A 21,707-nucleotide genomic window follows, 5' to 3' on the forward strand; every position below is an offset into this window, starting at 1 on the left:
ATGGAGGAATCTAATGGTATTACAAAGACATGAAATAAATGAAAAAGATACATGGGATCTATCAACGATCTACCCAACTGACCAGGCTTGGGAAGAAGCCTTAAAAGATTTAACAGAAAAATTGGAGACAGTAGCCCAGTATGAAGGCCATCTCTTGGATAGTGCGGATAGCCTACTCGAAATTACTGAATTTTCTCTTGAAATGGAACGCCAAATGGAGAAGCTTTACGTTTATGCTCATATGAAGAATGACCAAGACACACGTGAAGCCAAGTACCAAGAGTACTATGCCAAGGCCATGACTCTCTATAGCCAGCTAGACCAAGCCTTTTCATTCTATGAACCTGAATTTATGGAAATCAGTGAAAAGCAGTATGCTGACTTTTTAGAAGCTCAGCCAAAATTGCAGGTTTATCAACACTATTTTGATAAGCTTTTGCAAGGCAAGGATCACGTTCTTTCACAACGTGAAGAAGAATTATTAGCTGGAGCTGGTGAAATCTTTGGTTCGGCAAGTGAAACCTTCGCTATCTTGGACAATGCGGATATTGTGTTCCCTTATGTTCTTGACGATGATGGTAAGGAAGTTCAGCTATCTCATGGGACTTACACACGTTTGATGGAGTCTAAAAATCGTGAGGTGCGTCGTGGTGCCTATCAAGCCCTTTATGCAACTTATGAGCAATTCCAACACACCTATGCTAAAACTTTACAAACCAATGTTAAAGTACAAAACTACCGAGCAAAAGTTCGCAACTACAAGAGTGCTCGTCATGCAGCTCTCGCAGCAAATTTTGTTCCAGAAAGTGTTTATGACAATTTGGTAGCAGCAGTTCGCAAGCATTTGCCACTCTTGCATCGTTACCTTGAACTTCGTTCAAAAATCTTGGGGATTTCAGACCTCAAGATGTACGATGTCTACACACCACTTTCATCTGTTGAATACAGTTTTACCTACCAGGAAGCCTTGAAAAAGGCAGAAGATGCTTTGTCAGTCTTGGGTGAGGATTACTTGAGCCGTGTTAAACGTGCCTTCAGTGAGCGTTGGATTGATGTTTATGAAAATCAAGGCAAGCGTTCTGGAGCCTATTCTGGTGGTTCTTACGATACCAATGCCTTTATGCTCCTTAACTGGCAGGACAATCTAGACAATCTCTTTACTCTTGTTCATGAAACAGGTCATAGTATGCATTCAAGCTATACTCGCGAAACGCAGCCTTATGTTTACGGAGATTATTCTATCTTCTTGGCTGAGATTGCATCAACTACCAATGAAAATATCTTGACGGAGAAATTATTGGAAGAAGTGGAAGACGACGCAACGCGCTTTGCTATTCTCAATAACTTCCTAGACGGTTTCCGTGGAACAGTTTTCCGACAAACTCAATTTGCTGAGTTTGAACACGCTATCCATCAAGCAGACCAAAATGGGGAAGTCTTGACAAGCGATTTCTTAAATAAACTCTACGCAGACTTGAACCAAGAGTATTATGGTTTGAGTAAGGAAGACAATCCTGAAATCCAATACGAGTGGGCACGCATTCCACACTTCTACTATAACTACTATGTATACCAATATTCAACAGGCTTTGCAGCAGCCTCAGCCTTGGCTGAAAAGATTGTTCATGGTAGTCAAGAAGACCGTGACCGTTATATCGACTATCTCAAGGCAGGTAAGTCTGACTATCCACTTAATGTCATGAGAAAAGCTGGTGTTGATATGGAGAAGGAAGACTATCTTAACGATGCTTTTGCAGTCTTCGAACGTCGTTTGAATGAGTTTGAAGCCCTTGTTGAAAAATTGGGATTGGCATAAGATGGTTGAATCGTATAGTAAAAATGCCAACCATAACATGCGTCGCCCTGTTGTCAAGGAAGAAATTGTGGACTTGATGCGTCAGCGCCAAAAGCAAGTCACAGGATCTTTGAAAGAATTGGAAGACTTTGCCCGCAAGGAAAATATTCCCATTATTCCCCATGAAACGGTTGCTTATTTCCGTTTTCTCATGGAAACCATGCAACCTAAAAACATTCTGGAAATTGGGACGGCTATCGGTTTTTCAGCTCTTTTAATGGCGAAACATGCTCCAAAGGCCAAGATTACAACCATTGACCGCAATCCAGAGATGATTGGATTTGCCAAGGAAAATTTCGCCCAGTTTGACAGTCGCAAGCAAATTACGCTCTTAGAAGGAGATGCGGTAGATGTCTTATCTACCTTGACAGAGTCCTATGATTTTGTCTTTATGGATTCAGCCAAGTCTAAATATATCGTCTTTCTGCCAGAAATCCTCAAACATTTGGACGTTGGAGGTGTGGTTGTCTTGGATGATATTTTCCAAGGTGGTGATGTTGCTAAGGATATTATGGAAGTCCGTCGTGGTCAGCGAACTATTTACAGAGGACTTCAAAGACTATTTGATGCAACCTTAGACAATCCAGGACTCACCGCAACACTAGTACCTCTGGGAGATGGCATTCTCATGCTTCGTAAAAATGTAGCAGATGTTCAATTGCCTGACAGCGAATGATTTTCAGAAAAATTTAAGAAAATATAGTAAAATAGATAGGGTAACACTTATCTCAAAGGAGTAGACATGAAGAAAAAACTATTGGCAGGTGCCATTACACTATTATCAGTAGCAACTTTAGCAGCTTGTTCGAAAGGTTCAGAAGGGGCAGATCTTATCAGCATGAAAGGGGATGTCATCACAGAACATCAATTTTATGAGCAAGTGAAAAGCAATCCTTCAGCTCAACAAGTATTGTTGAACATGACCATCCAAAAAGTATTTGAGAAGCAATATGGCTCAGAAGTAGATGACAAAGAAGTCAACGATACTATTGCCGAAGAAGAGAAACAATATGGTGAGAACTACCAACGTGTCTTATCGCAAGCAGGAATGACTCTTGAAACACGTAAAGCTCAAATTCGTACAAGTAAATTGGTTGAGTTGGCAGTTAAGAAAGCAGCAGAAGCTGAATTGACAGATGATGCTTACAAGAAGGCCTTTGACGAATACACTCCTGATGTGACTGCTCAAATTATCCGTTTGGACAATGAAGACAAAGCTAAAGAAATTCTTGAAAAAGCTAAAGCTAGTGATGCAGACTTTGCTCAATTAGCCAAAGATAATTCAACAGATGAGAAAACTAAAGCGAATGGTGGAGAAATCACTTTTGATTCTGCTTCAACAGAAGTACCAGAACAAGTTAAAAAAGCTGCTTTTGCTTTAGATGTAAACGGTGTTTCTGATGTGATTAGCGTTACTGGAACACAAGCCTACAGCAGTCAATATTACATTGTTAAACTGATTAAGAAAACAGAAAAATCATCTAATATTGACGATTACAAAGAAAAATTAAAAACTGTTATCTTAACTCAAAAACAAAACGACGCATCATTTGTTCAAAGTATTATCGGAAAAGAATTGCAAGCAGCCAATATCAAGGTTAAAGATCAAGCCTTCCAAAATATCTTCACTCAATACATCGGTGGTGGAGATTCAAGCTCAAGCAGTTCTTCAAAAGAATAAAACAGAAAAGAGCCAAGTGCTCTTTTTCTTATGAGAAAATCTTCTATCTTAAGGGTAAGAGTTTTTTTCTTTCGGAAAAAATGGTATAATAGCAATCAAAACTAGAAAATAAACGGAATTTGGGAATAATTTCTTTTGTTCTCATTAGATTGGTGATACTATGAAGATTAGTAAGAGGCACCTGTTAAACTATTCTATTCTAGTTCCTTACTTACTTTTATCTATTTTGGGTTTGATTGTAGTCTATTCTACAACCAGTGCCATTCTTATCGAAGAAGGTAAAAGTGCCCTCCAATTGGTTCGAAGTCAGGGAATGTTTTGGATATTTAGTTTAATATTGATTGCCTTGATATATAAGCTGAAACTGAATTTTTTAAGAAAAGAACGACTTTTATTTATTGTTATGTTTGTTGAGCTGATTCTCTTAGCTCTGGCTCGCTTAATTGGTACGCCAGTCAATGGAGCCTATGGTTGGATTTCAGTAGGACCTTTGACCATTCAGCCAGCGGAGTATTTGAAGATTATCATCGTCTGGTACTTGGCCCAACGTTTTTCAAAACAACAGGATGAAATTGGTATTTACGATTTTCAAGTTTTAACTCAAAATCAATGGATTCCTCGAGCTTTTAATGATTGGCGTTTTGTCCTCTTGGTAATGATAGGAAGTTTGGCTATTTTCCCAGATTTGGGGAATGCTACAATCCTAGCGCTGGTCGCCTTGATTATGTATACAGTTAGTGGGATTGCTCATCGTTGGTTTATAGCCTTTATCGGTGTATTGTTTGGAGTTTCAGCCCTATCCTTATCAGCTATTTCTATGATTGGGGTTGATAAGTTTTCAAAAGTTCCAGTATTTGGTTACGTTGCTAAGCGTTTCAGTGCCTACTTTAATCCCTTTGCTGATTTGGCAGGAGCAGGCCACCAACTTGCAAATTCCTACTTTGCCATGGTAAATGGTGGTTGGTTTGGTCTAGGATTAGGAAATTCAATCGAAAAACGTGGTTATTTACCAGAGGCTCATACAGACTTTGTATTTTCAATTGTCATTGAAGAGTTTGGATTTGTGGGAGCCAGCTTGATTTTAGCCCTTGTCTTTTTCCTGATTTTGCGGATTATCCTAGTCGGTATTCGTGCTAAGAATCCCTTTAATTCCATGATGGCGATTGGGGTTGGGGGGATGATGCTGGTACAGGTATTTGTTAATATTGGCGGAATTTCGGGCATTATTCCTTCGACAGGAGTAACCTTCCCCTTCTTATCACAAGGAGGGAACAGTCTCCTAGTCTTGTCTGTAGCCATCGCCTTTGTCTTAAATATTGATGCAAGTGAAAAACGTGCCCAATTATATGAGGAGTTAGAAGCTCACTCATCAAACTATATGTAGAGTTGATAGTGGAAAGGATGACCTATGTCTCTTCAAAAATTAGAAAACTATAGTAATAAAGCTGTCGTGCAAGAAGAAGTATTGATTTTAACAGAATTGTTAGAAGATATCACTAAAAATATGCTTGCCCCAGAGACTTTTGCAAAAATCATGGAGTTGAAAGAATTATCAACTCAAGAAGATTATCAAGGCTTGAACCAATTGGTTACGAGTCTGTCAAATGATGAAATGGCTTATATTTCACGCTATTTCTCTATCTTGCCTCTCTTGATTAATATTTCAGAAGATGTGGATTTGGCCTATGAAATCAACCACCAAAATAATATCGATCAAGATTATCTTGGGAAATTATCGGCAACGATCAAAATGGTTGCAGAAAAAGAAAATGCGGTTGAAATTCTAGAACACTTGAATGTTGTCCCTGTTTTGACTGCCCATCCAACACAAGTACAACGTAAGAGTATGCTGGATTTGACCAATCATATCCATACCCTTTTGCGTAAGTATCGTGATGTGAAATTAGGCTTGATTAATAAGGAAAAATGGCATAATGATCTCCGTCGTTACATTGAGATTATCATGCAGACAGATATGATTCGTGAAAAGAAATTGAAAGTAACCAATGAAATCACGAATGTTATGGAATACTACAATAGTTCATTCCTGAAGGCTGTCCCTCATTTGACTGCTGAGTACAAGCGTCTCGCTAAAAAACATGGTTTGGAGTTGAAACATCCTAAACCAATTACCATGGGAATGTGGATTGGTGGAGACCGTGATGGGAATCCTTTTGTTACAGCAGATACCTTGAAACAATCTGCTATGACTCAGTGTGAAGTCATCATGAACTACTATGATGAAAAGATTTACCAACTCTATCGTGAATTCTCTCTTTCAACCAGTATTGTCAATGTGAGCAAGCAAGTCAGAGAAATGGCTCGTCAATCCAAGGATAACTCGATCTACCGTGAAAAAGAGCTTTATCGTCGTGCCTTGTTTGATATTCAATCAAAAATCCAAGCAACAAAAACTTATCTGATTGAAGATAAGGAAGTTGGAGCTCGCTATGAAACGGCCAATGATTTTTATAAGGATTTAATTACCATTCGTGATTCCCTTTTGGAAAATAAGGGCGAAGCACTGATTTCTGGTGATTTTGTTGAGTTAATTCAGGCAGTTGAAATTTTTGGTTTCTATTTGGCATCTATTGACATGCGTCAAGATTCTAGTGTTCATGAAGCTTGTGTAGCCGAACTCTTGAAATCAGCTGGTATTCATTCGCATTATAGTGAACTAAGTGAAGAAGAAAAATGCCAGCTTCTCTTGAAAGAATTAGAAGAAGATCCACGTATTCTTTCTGCTACTCATGTTGAAAAATCAGAGTTACTCGAAAAAGAATTGGCTATTTTCAAGGCTGCTCGTAAGTTGAAAGATAAGTTGGGTGATGACGTTATTCGCCAGACAATTATTTCACATGCAACTAGCGTATCTGACATGTTGGAATTGGCTATCTTGCTAAAAGAAGTAGGGTTAGTTGATAAAGAAAGAGCCCGTGTTCAAATTGTACCTCTCTTTGAAACAATCGAGGACTTGGACCATTCAGAAGAAACCATGAGAGAATATCTTTCTCTTCCTCTTGCCAAGAAATGGATTGCTTCACGCAATAACTATCAAGAAATCATGTTGGGCTACTCTGACAGTAATAAAGATGGTGGTTACCTATCATCATGTTGGACCCTCTACAAGGCTCAACAACAATTGACTGCTATTGGAGATGAATTTGGCGTTAAGGTTACCTTCTTCCACGGCCGTGGTGGGACTGTCGGTCGTGGTGGTGGACCAACCTATGAAGCCATCACATCTCAACCGCTCAAGTCTATCAAGGATCGCATCCGTTTGACGGAGCAGGGTGAAGTAATTGGGAATAAATACGGTAATAAAGACGCAGCTTACTATAACCTTGAAATGCTAGTATCCGCAGCCATTAACCGTATGATTACGCAGAAGAAGAGCGATACCAATACATCAAATCGTTATGAAGCCATTATGGACCAAGTAGTGGACCGTAGTTATGATATCTACCGTGATTTGGTCTTTGGTAATGACCATTTCTATGATTATTTCTTTGAGTCAAGTCCAATCAAGGCTATTTCAAGCTTTAATATCGGTTCTCGTCCAGCCGCTCGTAAGACTATTACTGAAATCGGTGGTTTGCGAGCTATCCCTTGGGTCTTCTCATGGTCGCAAAGTCGTGTCATGTTCCCTGGCTGGTATGGGGTTGGTTCAAGCTTCAAGGAATTTATTGATAAAAATCCAGAGAATATCGCTATCCTACGAGATATGTACCAAAACTGGCCTTTCTTCCAATCGCTTCTTTCAAATGTCGACATGGTCTTGTCAAAATCAAATATGAATATTGCTTTTGAATATGCCAAACTTTGTGAGGATGAAGAAGTAAAAGCAATCTATGAGACTATTCTAAATGAATGGCAAGTCACCAAGGAAGTCATCTTGGCTATCGAAGGTTACGATGAACTCTTGGCTGAAAATCCATATCTAAAAGCAAGTTTGGATTATCGTATGCCTTACTTTAATATTCTCAACTATATCCAGTTGGAGTTGATTAAACGTCAACGCCGAGGAGAATTATCAAGCGACCAAGAAAAATTAATCCATACAACCATCAACGGAATTGCGACAGGATTGCGTAATTCAGGCTGATACCTATCAATCTTCCTCTTTTCCATAGGGGAAGTTTTTGAATAGTTCAAAAAAATGCTAAAAGAGTCTTGACAAGTAGTTGAAAAATGATATAATTTAACCATTCAGAAAAGTAATCATATAAACTTTTTAGAGAGTCTGTGGTAGCTGAAAACAGATAAGTGATGATGATGAAAATTGGGCTGGATGTTATTTAGAATTTGAAATCATAAAAATTCGGTGAGCACACCTTACAGTGCATCTCGTTATTGCGAGACAGAGCGATAGGGAAATTCCCTATAATTGAGGTGGTACCGCGCATCGACGTCCTCACACAAGTTTTTTGTGTGAGGACTTTTTTGATGGAGGTTAGTATGGAAAGAAAACGATGGCGTCGCTTGTTTAGATAAGTGAAGTATTTTATAAGGAAATAAAAAGGAGAAATAGAATGAAAAATAAACGTTTAATTGGAATTATCGCTGCATTAGCAGTCTTAGTAGCAGGAAGCTTGATTTACTCTTCAATGAATAAACCAGAAGCTAAGAATGAGAAGAAAGTTGCCAAAGTTGGTGTTCTTCAGTTTGTGAGCCATCTCTCTCTTGATTTGATTTATAAAGGGATACAAGATGGACTGGCAGAAGATGGTTATAAAGATGATCAAGTTAAAATCGATTTTATGAACTCAGAAGGCGACCAAAGTAAGGTTGCGACAATGAGTAAACAATTGGTTGCAAATGGGAATGACCTTGTGGTTGGTATTGCAACACCAGCTGCTCAAGGTTTGGCTAGTGCAACAAAAGACCTACCGGTTATCATGGCTGCTATTACAGACCCAATTGGTGCTAACTTGGTTAAAGATTTGAAAAAACCAGGTGGCAACATTACAGGGGTATCTGACCACAATCCAGCTCAACAACAAGTTGAACTCATCAAAGCTCTCACACCAAATGTGAAAACAATCGGAGCTCTTTACTCAAGCAGCGAAGACAATTCAAAAACTCAAGTCGAAGAATTTAAGGCTTATGCTGAAAAAGCAGGTTTGACAGTGGAAACATTTGCAGTTCCTTCAACAAATGAAATTGCTTCAACAGTTAATGTTATGACTAGCAAGGTCGATGCTATCTGGGTTCCAATTGATAACACTATTGCATCAGCCTTCTCAACTGTTGTATCAAGCAACCAATCAGCTAAAAAACCAATCTACCCAAGTGCTACTGCCATGGTAGAAGCAGGTGGCTTGGCATCAGTTGTAGTTGACCAACATGACCTTGGTGTGGCAACAGGTAAAATGATTGCTCAAGTTTTGAAAGGTGCAAAACCAGCTGATACTCCAGTCAATGTCTTTTCAACTGGTAAGTCAGTGATTAACAAAAAATTGGCACAAGAGCTAGGTATTACGATTCCTGAATCTGTTCTTAAAGAAGCAGGACAAGTGATTGAATAATCTGTAATGGAGGAGTTGGGGACATCTCCTCCAATTTTTTACAATAGAAATCATATAGAAAAGGTTAAGAAACAGATGATATTATCTATTATTTCTCAAGGATTTGTCTGGGCTATTTTAGGTCTGGGGATCTTTATGACATTTAGGATTTTGAACTTTCCAGATATGACAACAGAAGGTTCCTTCCCTCTTGGGGGAGCTGTTGCTGTCACTTTGATAACCAAAGGCGTGAACCCATTTTTAGCGACACTTGTTGCTGTTGGAGCTGGTTGTTTGGCTGGAATGGCAGCAGGACTTCTTTATACAAAAGGGAAGATCCCAACCTTGCTCTCAGGGATTTTGGTGATGACTTCCTGTCACTCTATCATGCTCTTGATTATGGGGCGTGCAAACTTAGGACTGCTTGGAACCAAGCAAATTCAGGATGTTTTGCCTTTTGATTCAGATTTGAACCAACTCTTGACAGGTCTCATCTTTGTGAGTATTGTTATTGCTCTCATGCTCTTTTTCTTGGATACCAAACTAGGACAAGCCTATATTGCTACAGGTGACAATCCTGATATGGCTAGAAGTTTCGGGATTCATACTGGTCGCATGGAGCTCATGGGCTTGGTCTTATCAAATGGTGTGATTGCCCTTGCGGGAGCTCTCATTGCCCAGCAAGAAGGTTATGCCGATGTATCTCGAGGAATTGGGGTTATCGTTGTAGGTCTTGCAAGTTTGATTATTGGGGAAGTTATTTTTAAGAGTTTGAGCTTAGCAGAGCGTCTGATTGCCATCGTTGTAGGTTCTATCGCCTATCAATTCTTAGTGTGGGCAGTTATTGCGCTTGGCTTTAATACAAGTTACCTTCGTTTGTACAGCGCCGTGATTTTAGCAGTCTGCCTCATGATTCCAACATTTAAGCAAACAATCTTGAAAGGAGCCAAATTAAGCAAATGACAGCAATTGTAGAATTAAAAAATGCAACCAAAGTCGTTAAAAATGGCTTTGATGAAGAAAAGATTATTTTAAATGATGTTTCATTAGAAATTTTTGAACAGGACTTTATCACGATTTTAGGTGGAAATGGTGCTGGGAAATCAACTCTCTTTAACACTATTGCAGGAACCTTGTCACTAACCAGTGGAACCATCCGTATTTTAGGTGAAGATGTTACCAAATTTTCACCAGAGAAGCGAGCTAAGTATTTGTCTCGAGTTTTCCAAGATCCAAAGATGGGGACAGCTCCTCGTATGACGGTGGCTGAAAATCTTTTGATTGCCAAGTTTCGTGGTGAAAAGCGTGGACTGTTTCCGAGACGCCTGGCTAGCTATAAGGATGAATTTCAGTCAACTATTGAAAAAGTAGGAAACGGTCTTGAGAAACACTTGAATACACCGATTGAGTTCTTATCAGGTGGACAAAGACAGGCTTTGAGTCTCTTGATGGCAACATTGAAGCGTCCTGAATTACTCTTGTTGGACGAGCATACTGCAGCCCTTGATCCAAAGACTAGTGTTGCTTTGATGGAATTGACAGATGAATTTGTCAAGAAAGACCAGCTGACAGCGCTTATGATTACCCACCATATGGAAGATGCTCTCAAATATGGCAATCGTTTAATTGTCATGAAAGAAGGACGAATTATCCAAGATTTGAATCAAGAAGAAAAAGCAAAGATGAAGATTTCAGACTACTATCAATTATTTGAATAGAAGAGAGCCTTATTTTATCAAAAATTATGAAGCAAAACTTAGAGGCATGGAATTGTTTCTGAGTTTTTTATCTTATCTTACAATCTAAAAAATGATGCAAAAAGAATTATGGAAAGTGTGTGCCAAATTTCAAGTTTAAACTAGCTATCAATAAGAAATTCTCTGGGTGACTTGTAGTTCAAGCATTTTTTAGGATAGTTGTTAATCCAATTTTCGATTAATGCGACTTTTTTAGGAGTTGTTTTCTTAGTTCCTTTAAATAGAACCGTATCAATCTCATAATGCTCATTCTCTAAGGGAAGATTGATAGCTTTAGGACGCTGTTTGATGGATTGTCCAGCAGGTTTAAAGTTGGTGCAAGCCTGTTTCTTAGTAGTTTTTCCTTTTCTAGGATACAGGAGGTTCTGTTTGGTTAGTCATATAAGAGAAGATTATACCATTAAGATCTTTTGTAAAGAGCGTGAATATCTTCATAATTTCTTTCTTTTGACTTGGAAAACAGGTGGAAAGATGCTATAATAAATCAACCGTAAAAAAAATACGATTAAGGAGATTTGTCATGTTACAACGTTTTTCGGTGAAAAATTTCAAAAATTTTAAAAATGATTTTGTTTGGGATTTATCTGCCGGTAAATATAATTTTAATTCTGAAAGTATCAAAAATGGAATTGTGAAAAATTCTGTTCTTTATGGGAAAAATGGATCAGGAAAATCTAATTTGACCTATGCGGTGATGGACATTACTACTCATTTAACCGATTTTACAAAACAAGAAAATCACTACAATCAATATATAAATTTTGAAAGTACGGATGATTTTGCTGTATTTTCTTATGAATTTAAGTTTGATCAAGACCGAGTCGTTTATCACTATAAAAAGAAAAATATGACAGAGGTATTTGATGAGGCAGTCTATATCAATGACAACTGCGTTATATTTGAAGATTTTCAGGCAGGTAGGCGTGAAGTCCAATTGGTTGGCGCAGAAAATTTAAATACAAAAACGAGAGATCTCTCCTTATCTTTTGTGAAATACATATTTAATAACACAAATTTAGAACTATCAGATGAAACAAACTGTATTTTTTTGAAGTTTAAAGAATTTGTTGAAGGGATGTTATTTTTTGGTTCGGGAACATCAGAGGGAAATTTTTACCAGGGATTTAAATCGAGTCAAGGTTATATCGCATCAGCGATTGTGGATGCAGGTAAATTAGAAGAATTAGAACATTTTTTGCATGAATTTGACATCAACTATTCATTGGAACGAGGGGAAGATTCTGAGGGGAATTCTGTTATTATGGTTCGTTTCAAAAACCGTACAGTTAATATCTATAGTGTGGCATCACATGGGACCAAAGTGATCATGGTTTTCTTCTATTGGATGATTCAACTTAGTGATATCACCTTTTTGGTCGTCGATGAATTTGATGCCTATTACCATAATGAAGTTTCGGAAACCATTTTGAAAAAGATCAGAAATGGGGAAGTTCAATCCGTATTTACAACCCACAATACAACCATCATGTCGAATGATTTGTTGCGACCGGATTGTTATTTTATCGTACAGAACAACCAGATTAAGGAACTGTCTTCTCTAACCGTAAAAGAATTACGGATGGCTCATAATTTGGAAAAGATGTATAATGCAGGTGCTTTTGATGAGTAAGAACAGGATTGTATTTGTAGTTGAAGGAAAGATAGCTGAACCAAAACTTTTATCAGAAATAGCTAAATCAATCGGGATTGAAGCATCACAGATCTATCCTTATGAAACAAATATCTATTCTCTCTATCGTCATTACACAGAGTATAAAAAATCATTTGCAAGTGAAGCAGATGATGTTGACCTATTTTCTTACATTCTTGAGTTAGAAAATGAAAAAGAAAAAGATGAACAAAATGACATTGTCAACTTATCTCGTAGAGAAGTTTCGGAAATTTATTTGTTTTTTGATTTGGATGGCCATCATCACAGTTCTAGATCTGAATTAGACTTTGATCAGAATATGAGAGAAGTTTCGGAGATGATAAATGAATTTTCAAATGAAACAGGTGCAGGGAAATTGTACATCAGCTATCCAATGGTAGAGGCTCTCAAGCTCTATCAGAAAAAGACTTCTGATAAAGTAGCTTTTTATCATTTTAAATTAGATGAAAAAAAGACGAAGTCTGGTAAAACTTTTAAGGCTGTTTGTGAAAATCACAAAGATCATTTTATTTTTGGACAAGCCTTTAGTGAGCAGGATATTGAATGGATTAAACTCTACCATCTCTTACTTAGTCGGGAGATTTATCAATTATCAACTATTGACTTTAAAGAGTATCGTGCAAAAGTTTCTACTAGAGAAACTTTTGCAAAACAATTGAGTACGTTCAAGTGTAATGAGAGAAGCTTTGTCTTTAGTAGTGTAGCAAAATTCTTGCTAGATTATATGACGGAAAAAGATTTCCCAGATCTAGCAAGTTTTCAGGATTGCGAAAGAGAGATCGTAGATAAATGGGATGATACAGAAGGAGCATAAAAACAGTAGATCTTAAGGTGGAAAGTTTTTTTGTATTAAAGATATAATCGAAATCATACTTCTTATTTCTACCTACTACAATTTATAGTATAATCAATATATGATTCTAAAAATTTAATAGGAGTAGGAGATAAGAAGATGGCTTACACACAAGAAGATTTTCAGGAATAGATTTTTCAAATTGGATTTAAGATGGACTATTTTACTAGGGAGTTTGCGGAGAAAGAAGGGCTAAATTTAGACTATAGCATGCAATCTTTGGATGATTTGGAGGCTTGGATTTTAGCTCACTACGAAGTCCACCATGCTTTGATAGCAGACCGCAAGATGTTGGATTATTTGACCGTTTATATCGGTGAAACCTTCCGTAAATACCTAGGAGGTAAATGGTTTATTGACCTTAAAATAAAAAGAACGCCTATTATTCTATACCTGTATTGACCGATCCATCATGATCCATCATATAGAGGAGAGGTATACAAAGCACCATTGACTTATGCAATAGCTTGCATCAGTAGAAAAGATGGTCAGTATATTAGCAGGATATTGAAAAATAACCTCGAAGATCAAGTGAAATAGTCTTTATTTTTTTCTATTTTTCTTTCAAATATTGGAACGATTTGCTCAAAAGATTCACTTTTATATGATCGCTGGAAACTTATGAAATAGTATCATGTAAAGCGTATGAAATGGTTTACTTTTTTTCAGAAATAAGCTATACTAGTTTACGTGATACTATGATAAGATGGAGGTATTGTGTATGGTTGACAAACAAGTCATTGAAGAAATCAAAAACAATGCCAACATTGTGGAAGTCATAGGAGATGTGATTTCTTTACAAAAGGCAGGACGGAACTATCTAGGGCTCTGTCCTTTTCATGGTGAAAAAACACCTTCTTTCAACGTTGTAGAGGACAAGCAGTTTTACCACTGTTTTGGTTGTGGTCGCTCAGGTGATGTCTTTAAATTCATCGAGGAGTACCAAGGGGTTCCCTTTATGGAGGCTGTCCAAATCTTAGGTCAGCGTGTCGGGATAGAGGTGGAAAAACCGCTTTATAGTGAACAGAAGCCAGCTTCACCCCACCAAGCTCTTTATGATATGCACGAAGATGCTGCCAAATTTTATCATGCTATTCTCATGACAACGACCATGGGGGAAGAGGCCAGAAACTACCTTTATCAGCGTGGTTTGACAGATGAAGTGCTCAAGCATTTTCGGATTGGTTTAGCACCTCCAGAACGCAACTATCTTCATCAACGTTTGTCTGGTCAGTATCGTGATGAGGATTTCCTAGATTCAGGACTGTTTTATCTCTCTGATGCTAATCAATTTGTAGATACCTTTCACAATCGTATTATGTTTCCCCTGACAAATGACCAGGGAAAGGTTATTGCCTTCTCAGGTCGTATCTGGCAGAAAACGGATTCACAAACTTCTAAGTATAAAAATAGCCGATCGACTGCAATTTTTAACAAAAGTTACGAATTATATCATATGGATAGGGCAAAAAAATCTTCTGGTAAAGCCGGTGAGATTTACCTCATGGAAGGATTCATGGATGTCATTGCAGCCTATCGGGCTGGAATCGAAAATGCTGTGGCGTCTATGGGAACGGCCTTGAGTCGTGAGCATGTTGAGCATCTGAAAAGGTTAACCAAGAAGTTGGTTCTTGTTTACGATGGCGATAAGGCTGGGCAAGCCGCGACATTGAAAGCATTGGATGAAATTGGTGATATACCTGTGCAAATTGTCAGCATGCCTGATAACTTGGATCCAGATGAATATCTACAAAAAAATGGTCCAGAAGACTTGGCCTATCTATTAACGAAAACTCGTATTAGTCCGATTGAGTTTTACATTCACCAGTACAAACCTGAAAATAGTGAAAATCTGCAGGCTCAGATTGAGTTTATTGAAAAAATAGCGCCCTTGATTGTTCAAGAAAAGTCCATCACTGCTCAAAACAGTTATATTCATATTTTAGCTGACAGTCTGGCATCCTTTGATTATGCCCAGATTGAGCAGATTGTTAATGAAAGCCGTCAGGCACAAAGGCAGAATCGCATGGAAGGAATTTCCAGACCGACGCCAATTACTATGCCTGTCACCAAGCAGTTATCAGCTATTATGAGGGCAGAAGCTCATCTACTTTATCGAATGATGGAATCCCCTCTTGTTTTAAACGATTACCGTTTGCGAGAAGACTTTGCATTTGACACACCTGAATTTCAGGTCTTATATGACTTGCTTGGCCAGTATGGCAATCTTCCTCCAGAAGTTCTAGCAGAACAGACAGAGGAAGTTGAAAGAGCTTGGTACCAAGTCTTAACTCAGGATTTACCTGCTGAGATGTCTCCGCAGGAACTAAGTGAAGTAGAAATGACTCGAAATAAGGCTCTCTTGAATCAGGACAATATGAGAATCAAAAAGAAGGTGCAGGAAGCTAGCCATGTAGGAGATACAGACACAGCCTTAGAAGAATTGGAACGTTTAATTTCCCAAAAGAGAAGAATGGAGTAATAATGGCAACAAAACAAAAAGAAGTAACAACATTTGACGTACAAGTAGCAGAATTTATCCGTAATCATAAGCAAAAAGGGACAGCAACAGACGATGAAATCAATGCCAGTCTGGTTATTCCTTTTACCTTGGACGCTGATGGGATTGAAGATCTTTTGCAACGGATTCAAGATGCAGGAATTTCTATCACAGATAACGAAGGAAATCCAAGTGCGCGTGTTCTTAGTGCAGAAGAAGAACCAGAACTCAGCGATGAGGACTTGATTGGGTCAACTTCGGCTAAGGTTAATGACCCTGTCCGTATGTACTTGAAAGAAATCGGTGTCGTTCCTCTCTTGACCAATGAAGAGGAAAAAGAATTAGCACTAGCAGTTGAAGCTGGCGATATCGAAGCCAAACAACGTCTTGCGGAAGCCAACCTTCGTTTGGTTGTTTCCATTGCCAAACGTTATGTCGGCCGTGGTATGCAGTTCCTTGACTTGATTCAAGAAGGGAACATGGGCTTGATGAAGGCGGTTGACAAGTTTGACTATTCTAAAGGGTTCAAGTTTTCAACTTACGCAACTTGGTGGATTCGTCAGGCTATCACTCGTGCCATCGCTGATCAAGCTCGTACCATCCGTATCCCAGTCCACATGGTTGAAACGATTAACAAGCTTGTTCGTGAACAGCGTAATCTCCTTCAAGAATTGGGACAAGATCCAACACCAGAACAAATCGCTGAACGTATGGATATGACCCCTGACAAGGTTCGTGAAATCTTGAAGATTGCCCAAGAACCGGTATCCCTTGAAACTCCAATCGGTGAAGAGGATGATAGCCACCTTGGGGACTTTATCGAAGATGAAGTGATTGAAAATCCAGTGGACTATACAACTCGTATCGTCTTGCGTGAGCAGTTGGATGAGGTCTTGGATACTCTTACAGACCGTGAAGAAAATGTTTTGCGTCTGCGTTTTGGGCTAGATGATGGTAAAATGCGTACCCTTGAAGATGTTGGTAAAGTTTTTAACGTAACCCGTGAGCGTATCCGTCAGATTGAGGCTAAAGCTTTGAGAAAACTACGCCAACCAAGTCGCAGCAAACCGCTTCGTGATTTTATTGAAGACTAAGAGTGAGGATGAATATGGCTTATACAGAAGAGCAAATTGAAAACATCAAAACACGAATTTTATCAGCCTTGGAAGAAGTTATTGACCCTGAGTTGGGAATCGATATTGTCAATCTTGGTTTGATCTATGAAATTCGTTTTGACGGTGACACAGGACAAACAGAGATTGATATGACTTTGACAACTATGGGTTGTCCCCTAGCAGACCTTTTGACAGACCAGATTTATGATGCCATGACAGAGGTCCCAGAAGTAACGGATACTGAGGTTAAATTAGTCTGGTATCCAGCCTGGACAGTTGAAAAAATGAGTCGCTATGCACGCATTGCCCTAGGCATTAAGTAAACATATAAAAGCATGTGAGAGATTATTGGAAAAGCGAGGAAATTTCCTCTTCTTTTCCTCTAGTCTCTCCTTTCTTTAGCTGATTTTATTCAAAGAAAATGATATAATAGTAGTTATGGAAAAAAAGAAATTACGCATCAATATGTTGAGTTCAAGTGAGAAAGTAGCAGGACAAGGAGTTTCAGGTGCCTACCGTGAATTAGTTCGTCTTCTTCACCGTGATGCCAAGGAACAATTGATTGTTACAGAAAATCTTCCAATCGAGGCAGATGTGACTCACTTTCATACGATTGATTTCCCCTATTATTTATCTACATTCCAAAAGAAACGTTCAGGGAGAAAAATTGGCTATGTACATTTCTTGCCTGATACACTTGAGGGGAGTTTGAAAATTCCATTTTTCTTAAAGGGAATTGTGAAACGCTATGTATTTTCTTTTTACAACCGGATGGAGCACTTGGTGGTGGTCAATCCTATGTTTATTGAGGATTTGGTGGCAGCTGGTATTCCACGTGAAAAAGTGACCTATATTCCTAACTTTGTCAATAAGGAAAAATGGCATCCTCTTCCGCAAGAAGAGGTAGCGAGACTGCGTACAGAGCTAGGTCTTAGTGACAATCAGTTTATCGTAGTAGGTGCTGGGCAAGTTCAGAAGCGCAAAGGGATTGACGATTTTATCCGTCTGGCTGAGGAATTGCCGCAAATTACCTTTATCTGGGCAGGTGGTTTCTCTTTTGGTGGCATGACAGATGGCTATGAACGCTATAAGAAAATAATGGAAAATCCCCCTAAAAACTTGATTTTTCCAGGTATCGTGTCGCCAGAGCGGATGCGCGAATTGTATGCCCTAGCGGACCTTTTCTTGTTGCCTAGTTACAATGAGCTTTTTCCTATGACTATTTTAGAGGCTGCTAGTTGTGAAGCTCCTATTATGTTGCGTGATTTGGATCTTTATAAGGTGATTTTGGAGGGAAATTATCGCGCGACAGCAGATAGAGAAGAGATGAAAGAAGCTATTTTGGAATATCAAGCAAATCCTGCTGCTTTAAAAGATTTGAAAGAAAAAGCTAAGAATATTTCTAGAGAGTATTCAGAAGAGCATCTGTTACAAATTTGGTTGGACTTTTATGAGAAACAAGCCGCTTTAGGGAGAAAGTAAAAAGTGAGGTAATCTATGCGAATTGGTTTATTTACAGATACCTATTTTCCTCAGGTTTCAGGTGTTGCGACCAGTATTCGAACCTTGAAAACAGAACTTGAAAAGCAAGGGCATGCTGTTTTTATCTTTACGACGACAGATAAGGATGTCAATCGTTATGAAGATTGGCAAATTATCCGCATTCCAAGTGTTCCCTTCTTTGCTTTTAAAGATCGTCGCTTTGCCTACCGAGGTTTTAGCAAGGCGCTTGAAATTGCTAAACAATATCAACTGGATATTATCCATACTCAGACAGAATTTTCTCTTGGGTTGTTGGGGATTTGGATTGCGCGTGAATTGAAAATTCCAGTCATCCATACCTATCACACCCAATACGAAGACTACGTGCATTATATTGCTAAGGGGATGTTGATTCGTCCTAGTATGGTCAAGTATTTGGTCAGAGGTTTCCTGCATGATGTGGATGGAGTCATTTGCCCGAGTGAGATTGTCCGTGACTTGCTATCTGACTATAAAGTTAAGGTTGAAAAGCGGGTTATTCCAACTGGTATTGAGTTAGCTAAGTTTGAACGTCCAGAAATCAAGCAAGAAAATTTGAAAGAACTACGTAGTAAACTAGGGATTCAAGATGATGAAAAGATGTTGCTTAGTCTTTCCAGAATTTCCTATGAAAAAAATATTCAAGCAGTTTTAGCAGCTTTTGCAGAAGTTCTGAAAGAAGAAGACAAAGTTAAACTGGTTGTAGCTGGGGATGGTCCTTATCTGGATGACCTCAAAGAGCAAGCCCAGAAACTAGAGATTCAAGACTCGGTCATCTTTATAGGGATGATTGCTCCTAGTGAGACAGCTCTTTATTATAAGGCGGCGGATTTCTTCATCTCGGCCTCGACGAGTGAAACGCAAGGTTTGACTTACTTGGAAAGCTTAGCTAGTGGGACGCCTGTCATTGCTCACGGAAATCCTTATCTGGACAATCTTATCAGTGATAAAATGTTTGGAACCTTGTATTACGGTGAACATGATTTGGCTGGTGCTATTTTAGAGGCCTTGATTGCAACGCCAGATATGGATGAGCATACCTTATCAGAGAAATTGTACGAGATTTCAGCTGAGAACTTTGGAAAACGAGTGCATGAGTTTTATCTGGATGCCATTATTTCAAATAACTTCCAGAAAGATTTAGCCAAAGATGATACGGTCAGCCAGCGTATCTTTAAGACAGTTTTGTATTTACCGCAACAGGTGGTTGCTGTGCCCGTAAAAGGCTCTAGACGAATGCTGAGGGCTTCAAAAACACAGTTAATCAGTATCAGAGATTATTGGAAAGACCATGAAGAATAGAAAGAGGAATAGCTATGAAAAAACAATTGATGAGAAGTGGTAGTGATCAAAAAATTGCTGGAGTATGTGCTGGGGTCGCAAATTATTTTGATATTGATCCGACTATTGTTCGTGTAATATGGGGTGTTCTTGCATTTTGTTATGGGGCAGGAATTGTAGCTTATATCATTTTATGGATTATTGCACCTGTAGCAACTGACTATTGAAAACTAGCTAAATTCATGCTAAGATAATAGAAAATAGAATGTAACGAAGGAGATAAAAATGGCATTTGGAGATAATGGAAAACGTAAAAAAACTATGTTTGAGAAATTAACCTTGCTTATCGTACTTATCATGTTAGTAGCAAGTATTTTGGGTATTTTTGCAACTGCAATTGGTGCCCTCAGTAATCTATAAAATAGATTCAAGAAAATTTTGTGACTGGGATTTCCCAGCCCTTTTTTAAAGTGAGAAGAAAAAATGAGTATGTTTTTAGATACAGCCAAGATCAAGGTCAAGGCTGGTAATGGTGGCGATGGCATGGTTGCCTTTCGCCGTGAAAAATATGTCCCTAATGGCGGTCCTTGGGGTGGTGATGGTGGTCGTGGAGGTAATGTCGTCTTCGTTGTAGACGAAGGTTTGCGTACCTTGATGGATTTCCGCTACAATCGCCATTTCAAGGCTGATTCTGGTGAAAAAGGAATGACCAAAGGGATGCATGGTCGTGGTGCTGAAGACCTAAGAGTTCGTGTACCGCAAGGTACGACTGTTCGTGATGCTGAGACAGGCAAGGTCTTGACAGATTTGATTGAACACGGTCAAGAATTTATTGTAGCCCACGGTGGTCGTGGTGGTCGTGGAAATATCCGCTTTGCGACACCGAAAAATCCTGCACCGGAAATCTCTGAAAATGGAGAACCAGGTCAGGAACGTGAGTTACAATTGGAACTAAAAATCTTAGCAGATGTCGGTTTAGTAGGTTTCCCATCTGTAGGGAAATCAACACTTTTAAGTGTTATTACCTCGGCTAAACCTAAAATTGGTGCCTACCACTTTACGACTATTGTGCCAAATCTAGGAATGGTTCGTACCCAATCAGGAGAATCTTTTGCAGTAGCAGATTTACCAGGTTTGATTGAAGGAGCTAGTCAAGGAGTTGGTCTGGGAACTCAGTTCCTCCGTCACATCGAGCGTACACGTGTCATCCTTCATATTATTGATATGTCAGCTAGCGAAGGCCGTGATCCTTATGAGGACTACCTAGCTATCAATAAGGAGTTGGAGTCGTACAATCTTCGCCTCATGGAGCGTCCGCAGATCATCGTAGCTAATAAGATGGATATGCCTGAGAGTCAGGAAAATCTTGAAGAATTCAAGAAGAAATTAGCTGCAAACTACGATGAATTTGAAGATTTACCAGCTATCTTCCCGATTTCTGGATTGACCAAGCAAGGTCTGGCAACGCTCTTGGATGCTACAGCTGAATTGTTAGACAAGACACCAGAATTCTTGCTCTATGACGAGTCAGATATGGAAGAAGAAGCTTACTACGGCTTTGACGAGGAAGAGAAAGCCTTTGAAATTAGTCGTGATGACGATGCAACATGGGTGCTTTCTGGTGAAAAACTGATGAAACTCTTTAATATGACCAACTTTGATCGTGACGAATCAGTCATGAAATTTGCTCGCCAGCTACGTGGTATGGGGGTTGATGAAGCCCTTCGTGCGCGTGGAGCTAAAGATGGTGACTTGGTCCGCATTGGTAAATTTGAGTTTGAATTTGTAGACTAGGAGACTGGTATGGGAGATAAACCGATATCTTTCCGAGATGCGGATGGCAATTTTGTTTCTGCCGCAGACGTTTGGAATGAAAAGAAATTGGAAGAACTATTTAATCGTCTCAATCCAAATCGTGCCCTGAGATTGGCACGAACTAAAAAAGAAAATCCATCTCAGTAAAGA

The 21,707-nt window shown here is 38.9% G+C and carries 20 protein-coding genes, 1 pseudogene and 1 other annotated feature; of the genes and pseudogenes, 20 read left to right on the plus strand and 1 reads right to left on the minus strand.

What is annotated here, in order from left to right; translation table 11 throughout:
• Positions 1 to 13 precede the first annotated feature (13 nt).
• The 8 genes from pepF to K1I71_RS02460 all read left to right on the plus strand — a co-directional run bounded on the left by pepF (position 14) and on the right by K1I71_RS02460 (position 10,761).
• Entirely contained in the window at positions 14 to 1,816 is a 1,803-nt protein-coding gene (gene pepF, locus K1I71_RS02425; protein ID WP_223330121.1) for an oligoendopeptidase F, read from the plus strand.
• Position 1,817: 1 nt separating this feature from the next.
• Positions 1,818 to 2,531 (plus strand): O-methyltransferase, encoded by a 714-nt coding sequence (locus K1I71_RS02430; RefSeq protein ID WP_223330122.1) that lies wholly within the window; start codon positions 1,818 to 1,820, stop codon positions 2,529 to 2,531.
• Positions 2,532 to 2,597: 66 nt separating this feature from the next.
• The gene (prsA, locus tag K1I71_RS02435; protein WP_004254642.1) at positions 2,598 to 3,536 is read left to right on the plus strand and encodes a peptidylprolyl isomerase PrsA; all 939 of its coding nucleotides are present in this window, start codon (positions 2,598 to 2,600) and stop codon (positions 3,534 to 3,536) included.
• Between the two features lie 160 nt (positions 3,537 to 3,696).
• Positions 3,697 to 4,920, plus strand: a complete 1,224-nt coding sequence (gene ftsW / locus K1I71_RS02440; RefSeq protein WP_004234396.1) for a cell division peptidoglycan polymerase FtsW — start codon at positions 3,697 to 3,699, stop codon at positions 4,918 to 4,920.
• Between the two features lie 24 nt (positions 4,921 to 4,944).
• Positions 4,945 to 7,641 (plus strand): phosphoenolpyruvate carboxylase, encoded by a 2,697-nt coding sequence (ppc, locus tag K1I71_RS02445; RefSeq protein WP_033684999.1) that lies wholly within the window; start codon positions 4,945 to 4,947, stop codon positions 7,639 to 7,641.
• 96 nt (positions 7,642 to 7,737) lie between these two features.
• Positions 7,738 to 7,955, plus strand: a binding site (T-box leader).
• A 113-nt stretch (positions 7,956 to 8,068) separates the two neighbouring features.
• Complete coding sequence (trpX, locus tag K1I71_RS02450; protein WP_223330123.1) at positions 8,069 to 9,064, plus strand: tryptophan ABC transporter substrate-binding protein; 996 nt, start codon at positions 8,069 to 8,071, stop codon at positions 9,062 to 9,064.
• A gap of 75 nt (positions 9,065 to 9,139) precedes the next feature.
• On the plus strand, positions 9,140 to 10,006 hold the full coding sequence (locus tag K1I71_RS02455) for an ABC transporter permease (protein WP_223330124.1): 867 nt from the start codon (positions 9,140 to 9,142) through the stop codon (positions 10,004 to 10,006).
• On the plus strand, positions 10,003 to 10,761 hold the full coding sequence (locus K1I71_RS02460; RefSeq protein WP_223330125.1) for an ABC transporter ATP-binding protein: 759 nt from the start codon (positions 10,003 to 10,005) through the stop codon (positions 10,759 to 10,761). The genes K1I71_RS02455 and K1I71_RS02460 overlap by 4 nt, the downstream gene beginning before the upstream one ends.
• A gap of 140 nt (positions 10,762 to 10,901) precedes the next feature.
• Here K1I71_RS02460 and K1I71_RS02465 read toward each other — a convergent pair.
• Positions 10,902 to 11,177, minus strand: a pseudogene (locus tag K1I71_RS02465) (hypothetical protein); the annotation flags it as partial.
• 143 nt (positions 11,178 to 11,320) lie between these two features.
• On the opposite strand from K1I71_RS02465, the gene K1I71_RS02470 reads away from it, so the two are divergent.
• From K1I71_RS02470 to K1I71_RS02525, 12 genes are all read left to right on the plus strand, one after another.
• A complete protein-coding gene (locus K1I71_RS02470; RefSeq protein ID WP_223330126.1) occupies positions 11,321 to 12,430 on the plus strand; it encodes an AAA family ATPase in 1,110 nt (369 codons plus the stop codon).
• Entirely contained in the window at positions 12,423 to 13,286 is an 864-nt protein-coding gene (locus K1I71_RS02475) for a hypothetical protein (RefSeq protein WP_223330127.1), read from the plus strand. The genes K1I71_RS02470 and K1I71_RS02475 overlap by 8 nt, the downstream gene beginning before the upstream one ends.
• A gap of 192 nt (positions 13,287 to 13,478) precedes the next feature.
• Positions 13,479 to 13,727: a hypothetical protein gene (locus K1I71_RS02480; protein WP_223330128.1), complete on the plus strand. Its 249-nt coding sequence runs from the start codon at positions 13,479 to 13,481 to the stop codon at positions 13,725 to 13,727.
• Positions 13,728 to 14,046: 319 nt separating this feature from the next.
• Positions 14,047 to 15,807, plus strand: a complete 1,761-nt coding sequence (gene dnaG / locus K1I71_RS02485) for a DNA primase (protein ID WP_223330129.1) — start codon at positions 14,047 to 14,049, stop codon at positions 15,805 to 15,807.
• A gap of 2 nt (positions 15,808 to 15,809) precedes the next feature.
• Positions 15,810 to 16,919, plus strand: coding sequence for an RNA polymerase sigma factor RpoD (gene rpoD, locus K1I71_RS02490; protein ID WP_004259586.1), 1,110 nt, complete (start codon positions 15,810 to 15,812; stop codon positions 16,917 to 16,919).
• 14 nt (positions 16,920 to 16,933) lie between these two features.
• Entirely contained in the window at positions 16,934 to 17,263 is a 330-nt protein-coding gene (locus K1I71_RS02495; RefSeq protein WP_000331925.1) for a metal-sulfur cluster assembly factor, read from the plus strand.
• A 115-nt stretch (positions 17,264 to 17,378) separates the two neighbouring features.
• Positions 17,379 to 18,422, plus strand: a complete 1,044-nt coding sequence (gene cpoA, locus K1I71_RS02500) for an alpha-galactosylglucosyldiacylglycerol synthase (protein ID WP_223330130.1) — start codon at positions 17,379 to 17,381, stop codon at positions 18,420 to 18,422.
• Between the two features lie 15 nt (positions 18,423 to 18,437).
• Positions 18,438 to 19,763, plus strand: coding sequence for a glycosyltransferase family 4 protein (locus K1I71_RS02505; protein ID WP_223330131.1), 1,326 nt, complete (start codon positions 18,438 to 18,440; stop codon positions 19,761 to 19,763).
• A 14-nt stretch (positions 19,764 to 19,777) separates the two neighbouring features.
• On the plus strand, positions 19,778 to 19,969 hold the full coding sequence (locus tag K1I71_RS02510; RefSeq protein WP_162489588.1) for a PspC domain-containing protein: 192 nt from the start codon (positions 19,778 to 19,780) through the stop codon (positions 19,967 to 19,969).
• A 58-nt stretch (positions 19,970 to 20,027) separates the two neighbouring features.
• Positions 20,028 to 20,162 (plus strand): DUF4044 domain-containing protein, encoded by a 135-nt coding sequence (locus tag K1I71_RS02515; RefSeq protein WP_000863852.1) that lies wholly within the window; start codon positions 20,028 to 20,030, stop codon positions 20,160 to 20,162.
• 63 nt (positions 20,163 to 20,225) lie between these two features.
• A complete protein-coding gene (obgE, locus tag K1I71_RS02520) occupies positions 20,226 to 21,536 on the plus strand; it encodes a GTPase ObgE (RefSeq protein ID WP_223330132.1) in 1,311 nt (436 codons plus the stop codon).
• A 9-nt stretch (positions 21,537 to 21,545) separates the two neighbouring features.
• Positions 21,546 to 21,704 (plus strand): hypothetical protein, encoded by a 159-nt coding sequence (locus tag K1I71_RS02525; RefSeq protein WP_001808548.1) that lies wholly within the window; start codon positions 21,546 to 21,548, stop codon positions 21,702 to 21,704.
• Positions 21,705 to 21,707: the final 3 nt, after the last annotated feature.

The organism is Streptococcus mitis (assembly GCF_019929545.1).
Lineage (GTDB): Bacteria > Bacillota > Bacilli > Lactobacillales > Streptococcaceae > Streptococcus > Streptococcus mitis_BU.

Excerpts from the sequence above, each read along its gene's own strand:
- pepF (WP_223330121.1), top strand. The coding sequence starts at position 14 with ATGGTATTACAAAGACATGAAATAAATGAAAAAGATACATGGGATCTA.
- K1I71_RS02430 (WP_223330122.1), top strand. The coding sequence starts at position 1,818 with ATGGTTGAATCGTATAGTAAAAATGCCAACCATAACATGCGTCGCCCT.
- prsA (WP_004254642.1), top strand. The coding sequence starts at position 2,598 with ATGAAGAAAAAACTATTGGCAGGTGCCATTACACTATTATCAGTAGCA.
- ftsW (WP_004234396.1), top strand. The coding sequence starts at position 3,697 with ATGAAGATTAGTAAGAGGCACCTGTTAAACTATTCTATTCTAGTTCCT.
- ppc (WP_033684999.1), top strand. The coding sequence starts at position 4,945 with ATGTCTCTTCAAAAATTAGAAAACTATAGTAATAAAGCTGTCGTGCAA.
- trpX (WP_223330123.1), top strand. The coding sequence starts at position 8,069 with ATGAAAAATAAACGTTTAATTGGAATTATCGCTGCATTAGCAGTCTTA.
- K1I71_RS02455 (WP_223330124.1), top strand. The coding sequence starts at position 9,140 with ATGATATTATCTATTATTTCTCAAGGATTTGTCTGGGCTATTTTAGGT.
- K1I71_RS02460 (WP_223330125.1), top strand. The coding sequence starts at position 10,003 with ATGACAGCAATTGTAGAATTAAAAAATGCAACCAAAGTCGTTAAAAAT.
- K1I71_RS02470 (WP_223330126.1), top strand. The coding sequence starts at position 11,321 with ATGTTACAACGTTTTTCGGTGAAAAATTTCAAAAATTTTAAAAATGAT.
- K1I71_RS02475 (WP_223330127.1), top strand. The coding sequence starts at position 12,423 with ATGAGTAAGAACAGGATTGTATTTGTAGTTGAAGGAAAGATAGCTGAA.
- K1I71_RS02480 (WP_223330128.1), top strand. The coding sequence starts at position 13,479 with ATGGACTATTTTACTAGGGAGTTTGCGGAGAAAGAAGGGCTAAATTTA.
- dnaG (WP_223330129.1), top strand. The coding sequence starts at position 14,047 with ATGGTTGACAAACAAGTCATTGAAGAAATCAAAAACAATGCCAACATT.
- rpoD (WP_004259586.1), top strand. The coding sequence starts at position 15,810 with ATGGCAACAAAACAAAAAGAAGTAACAACATTTGACGTACAAGTAGCA.
- K1I71_RS02495 (WP_000331925.1), top strand. The coding sequence starts at position 16,934 with ATGGCTTATACAGAAGAGCAAATTGAAAACATCAAAACACGAATTTTA.
- cpoA (WP_223330130.1), top strand. The coding sequence starts at position 17,379 with ATGGAAAAAAAGAAATTACGCATCAATATGTTGAGTTCAAGTGAGAAA.
- K1I71_RS02505 (WP_223330131.1), top strand. The coding sequence starts at position 18,438 with ATGCGAATTGGTTTATTTACAGATACCTATTTTCCTCAGGTTTCAGGT.
- K1I71_RS02510 (WP_162489588.1), top strand. The coding sequence starts at position 19,778 with ATGAAAAAACAATTGATGAGAAGTGGTAGTGATCAAAAAATTGCTGGA.
- K1I71_RS02515 (WP_000863852.1), top strand. The coding sequence starts at position 20,028 with ATGGCATTTGGAGATAATGGAAAACGTAAAAAAACTATGTTTGAGAAA.
- obgE (WP_223330132.1), top strand. The coding sequence starts at position 20,226 with ATGAGTATGTTTTTAGATACAGCCAAGATCAAGGTCAAGGCTGGTAAT.
- K1I71_RS02525 (WP_001808548.1), top strand. The coding sequence starts at position 21,546 with ATGGGAGATAAACCGATATCTTTCCGAGATGCGGATGGCAATTTTGTT.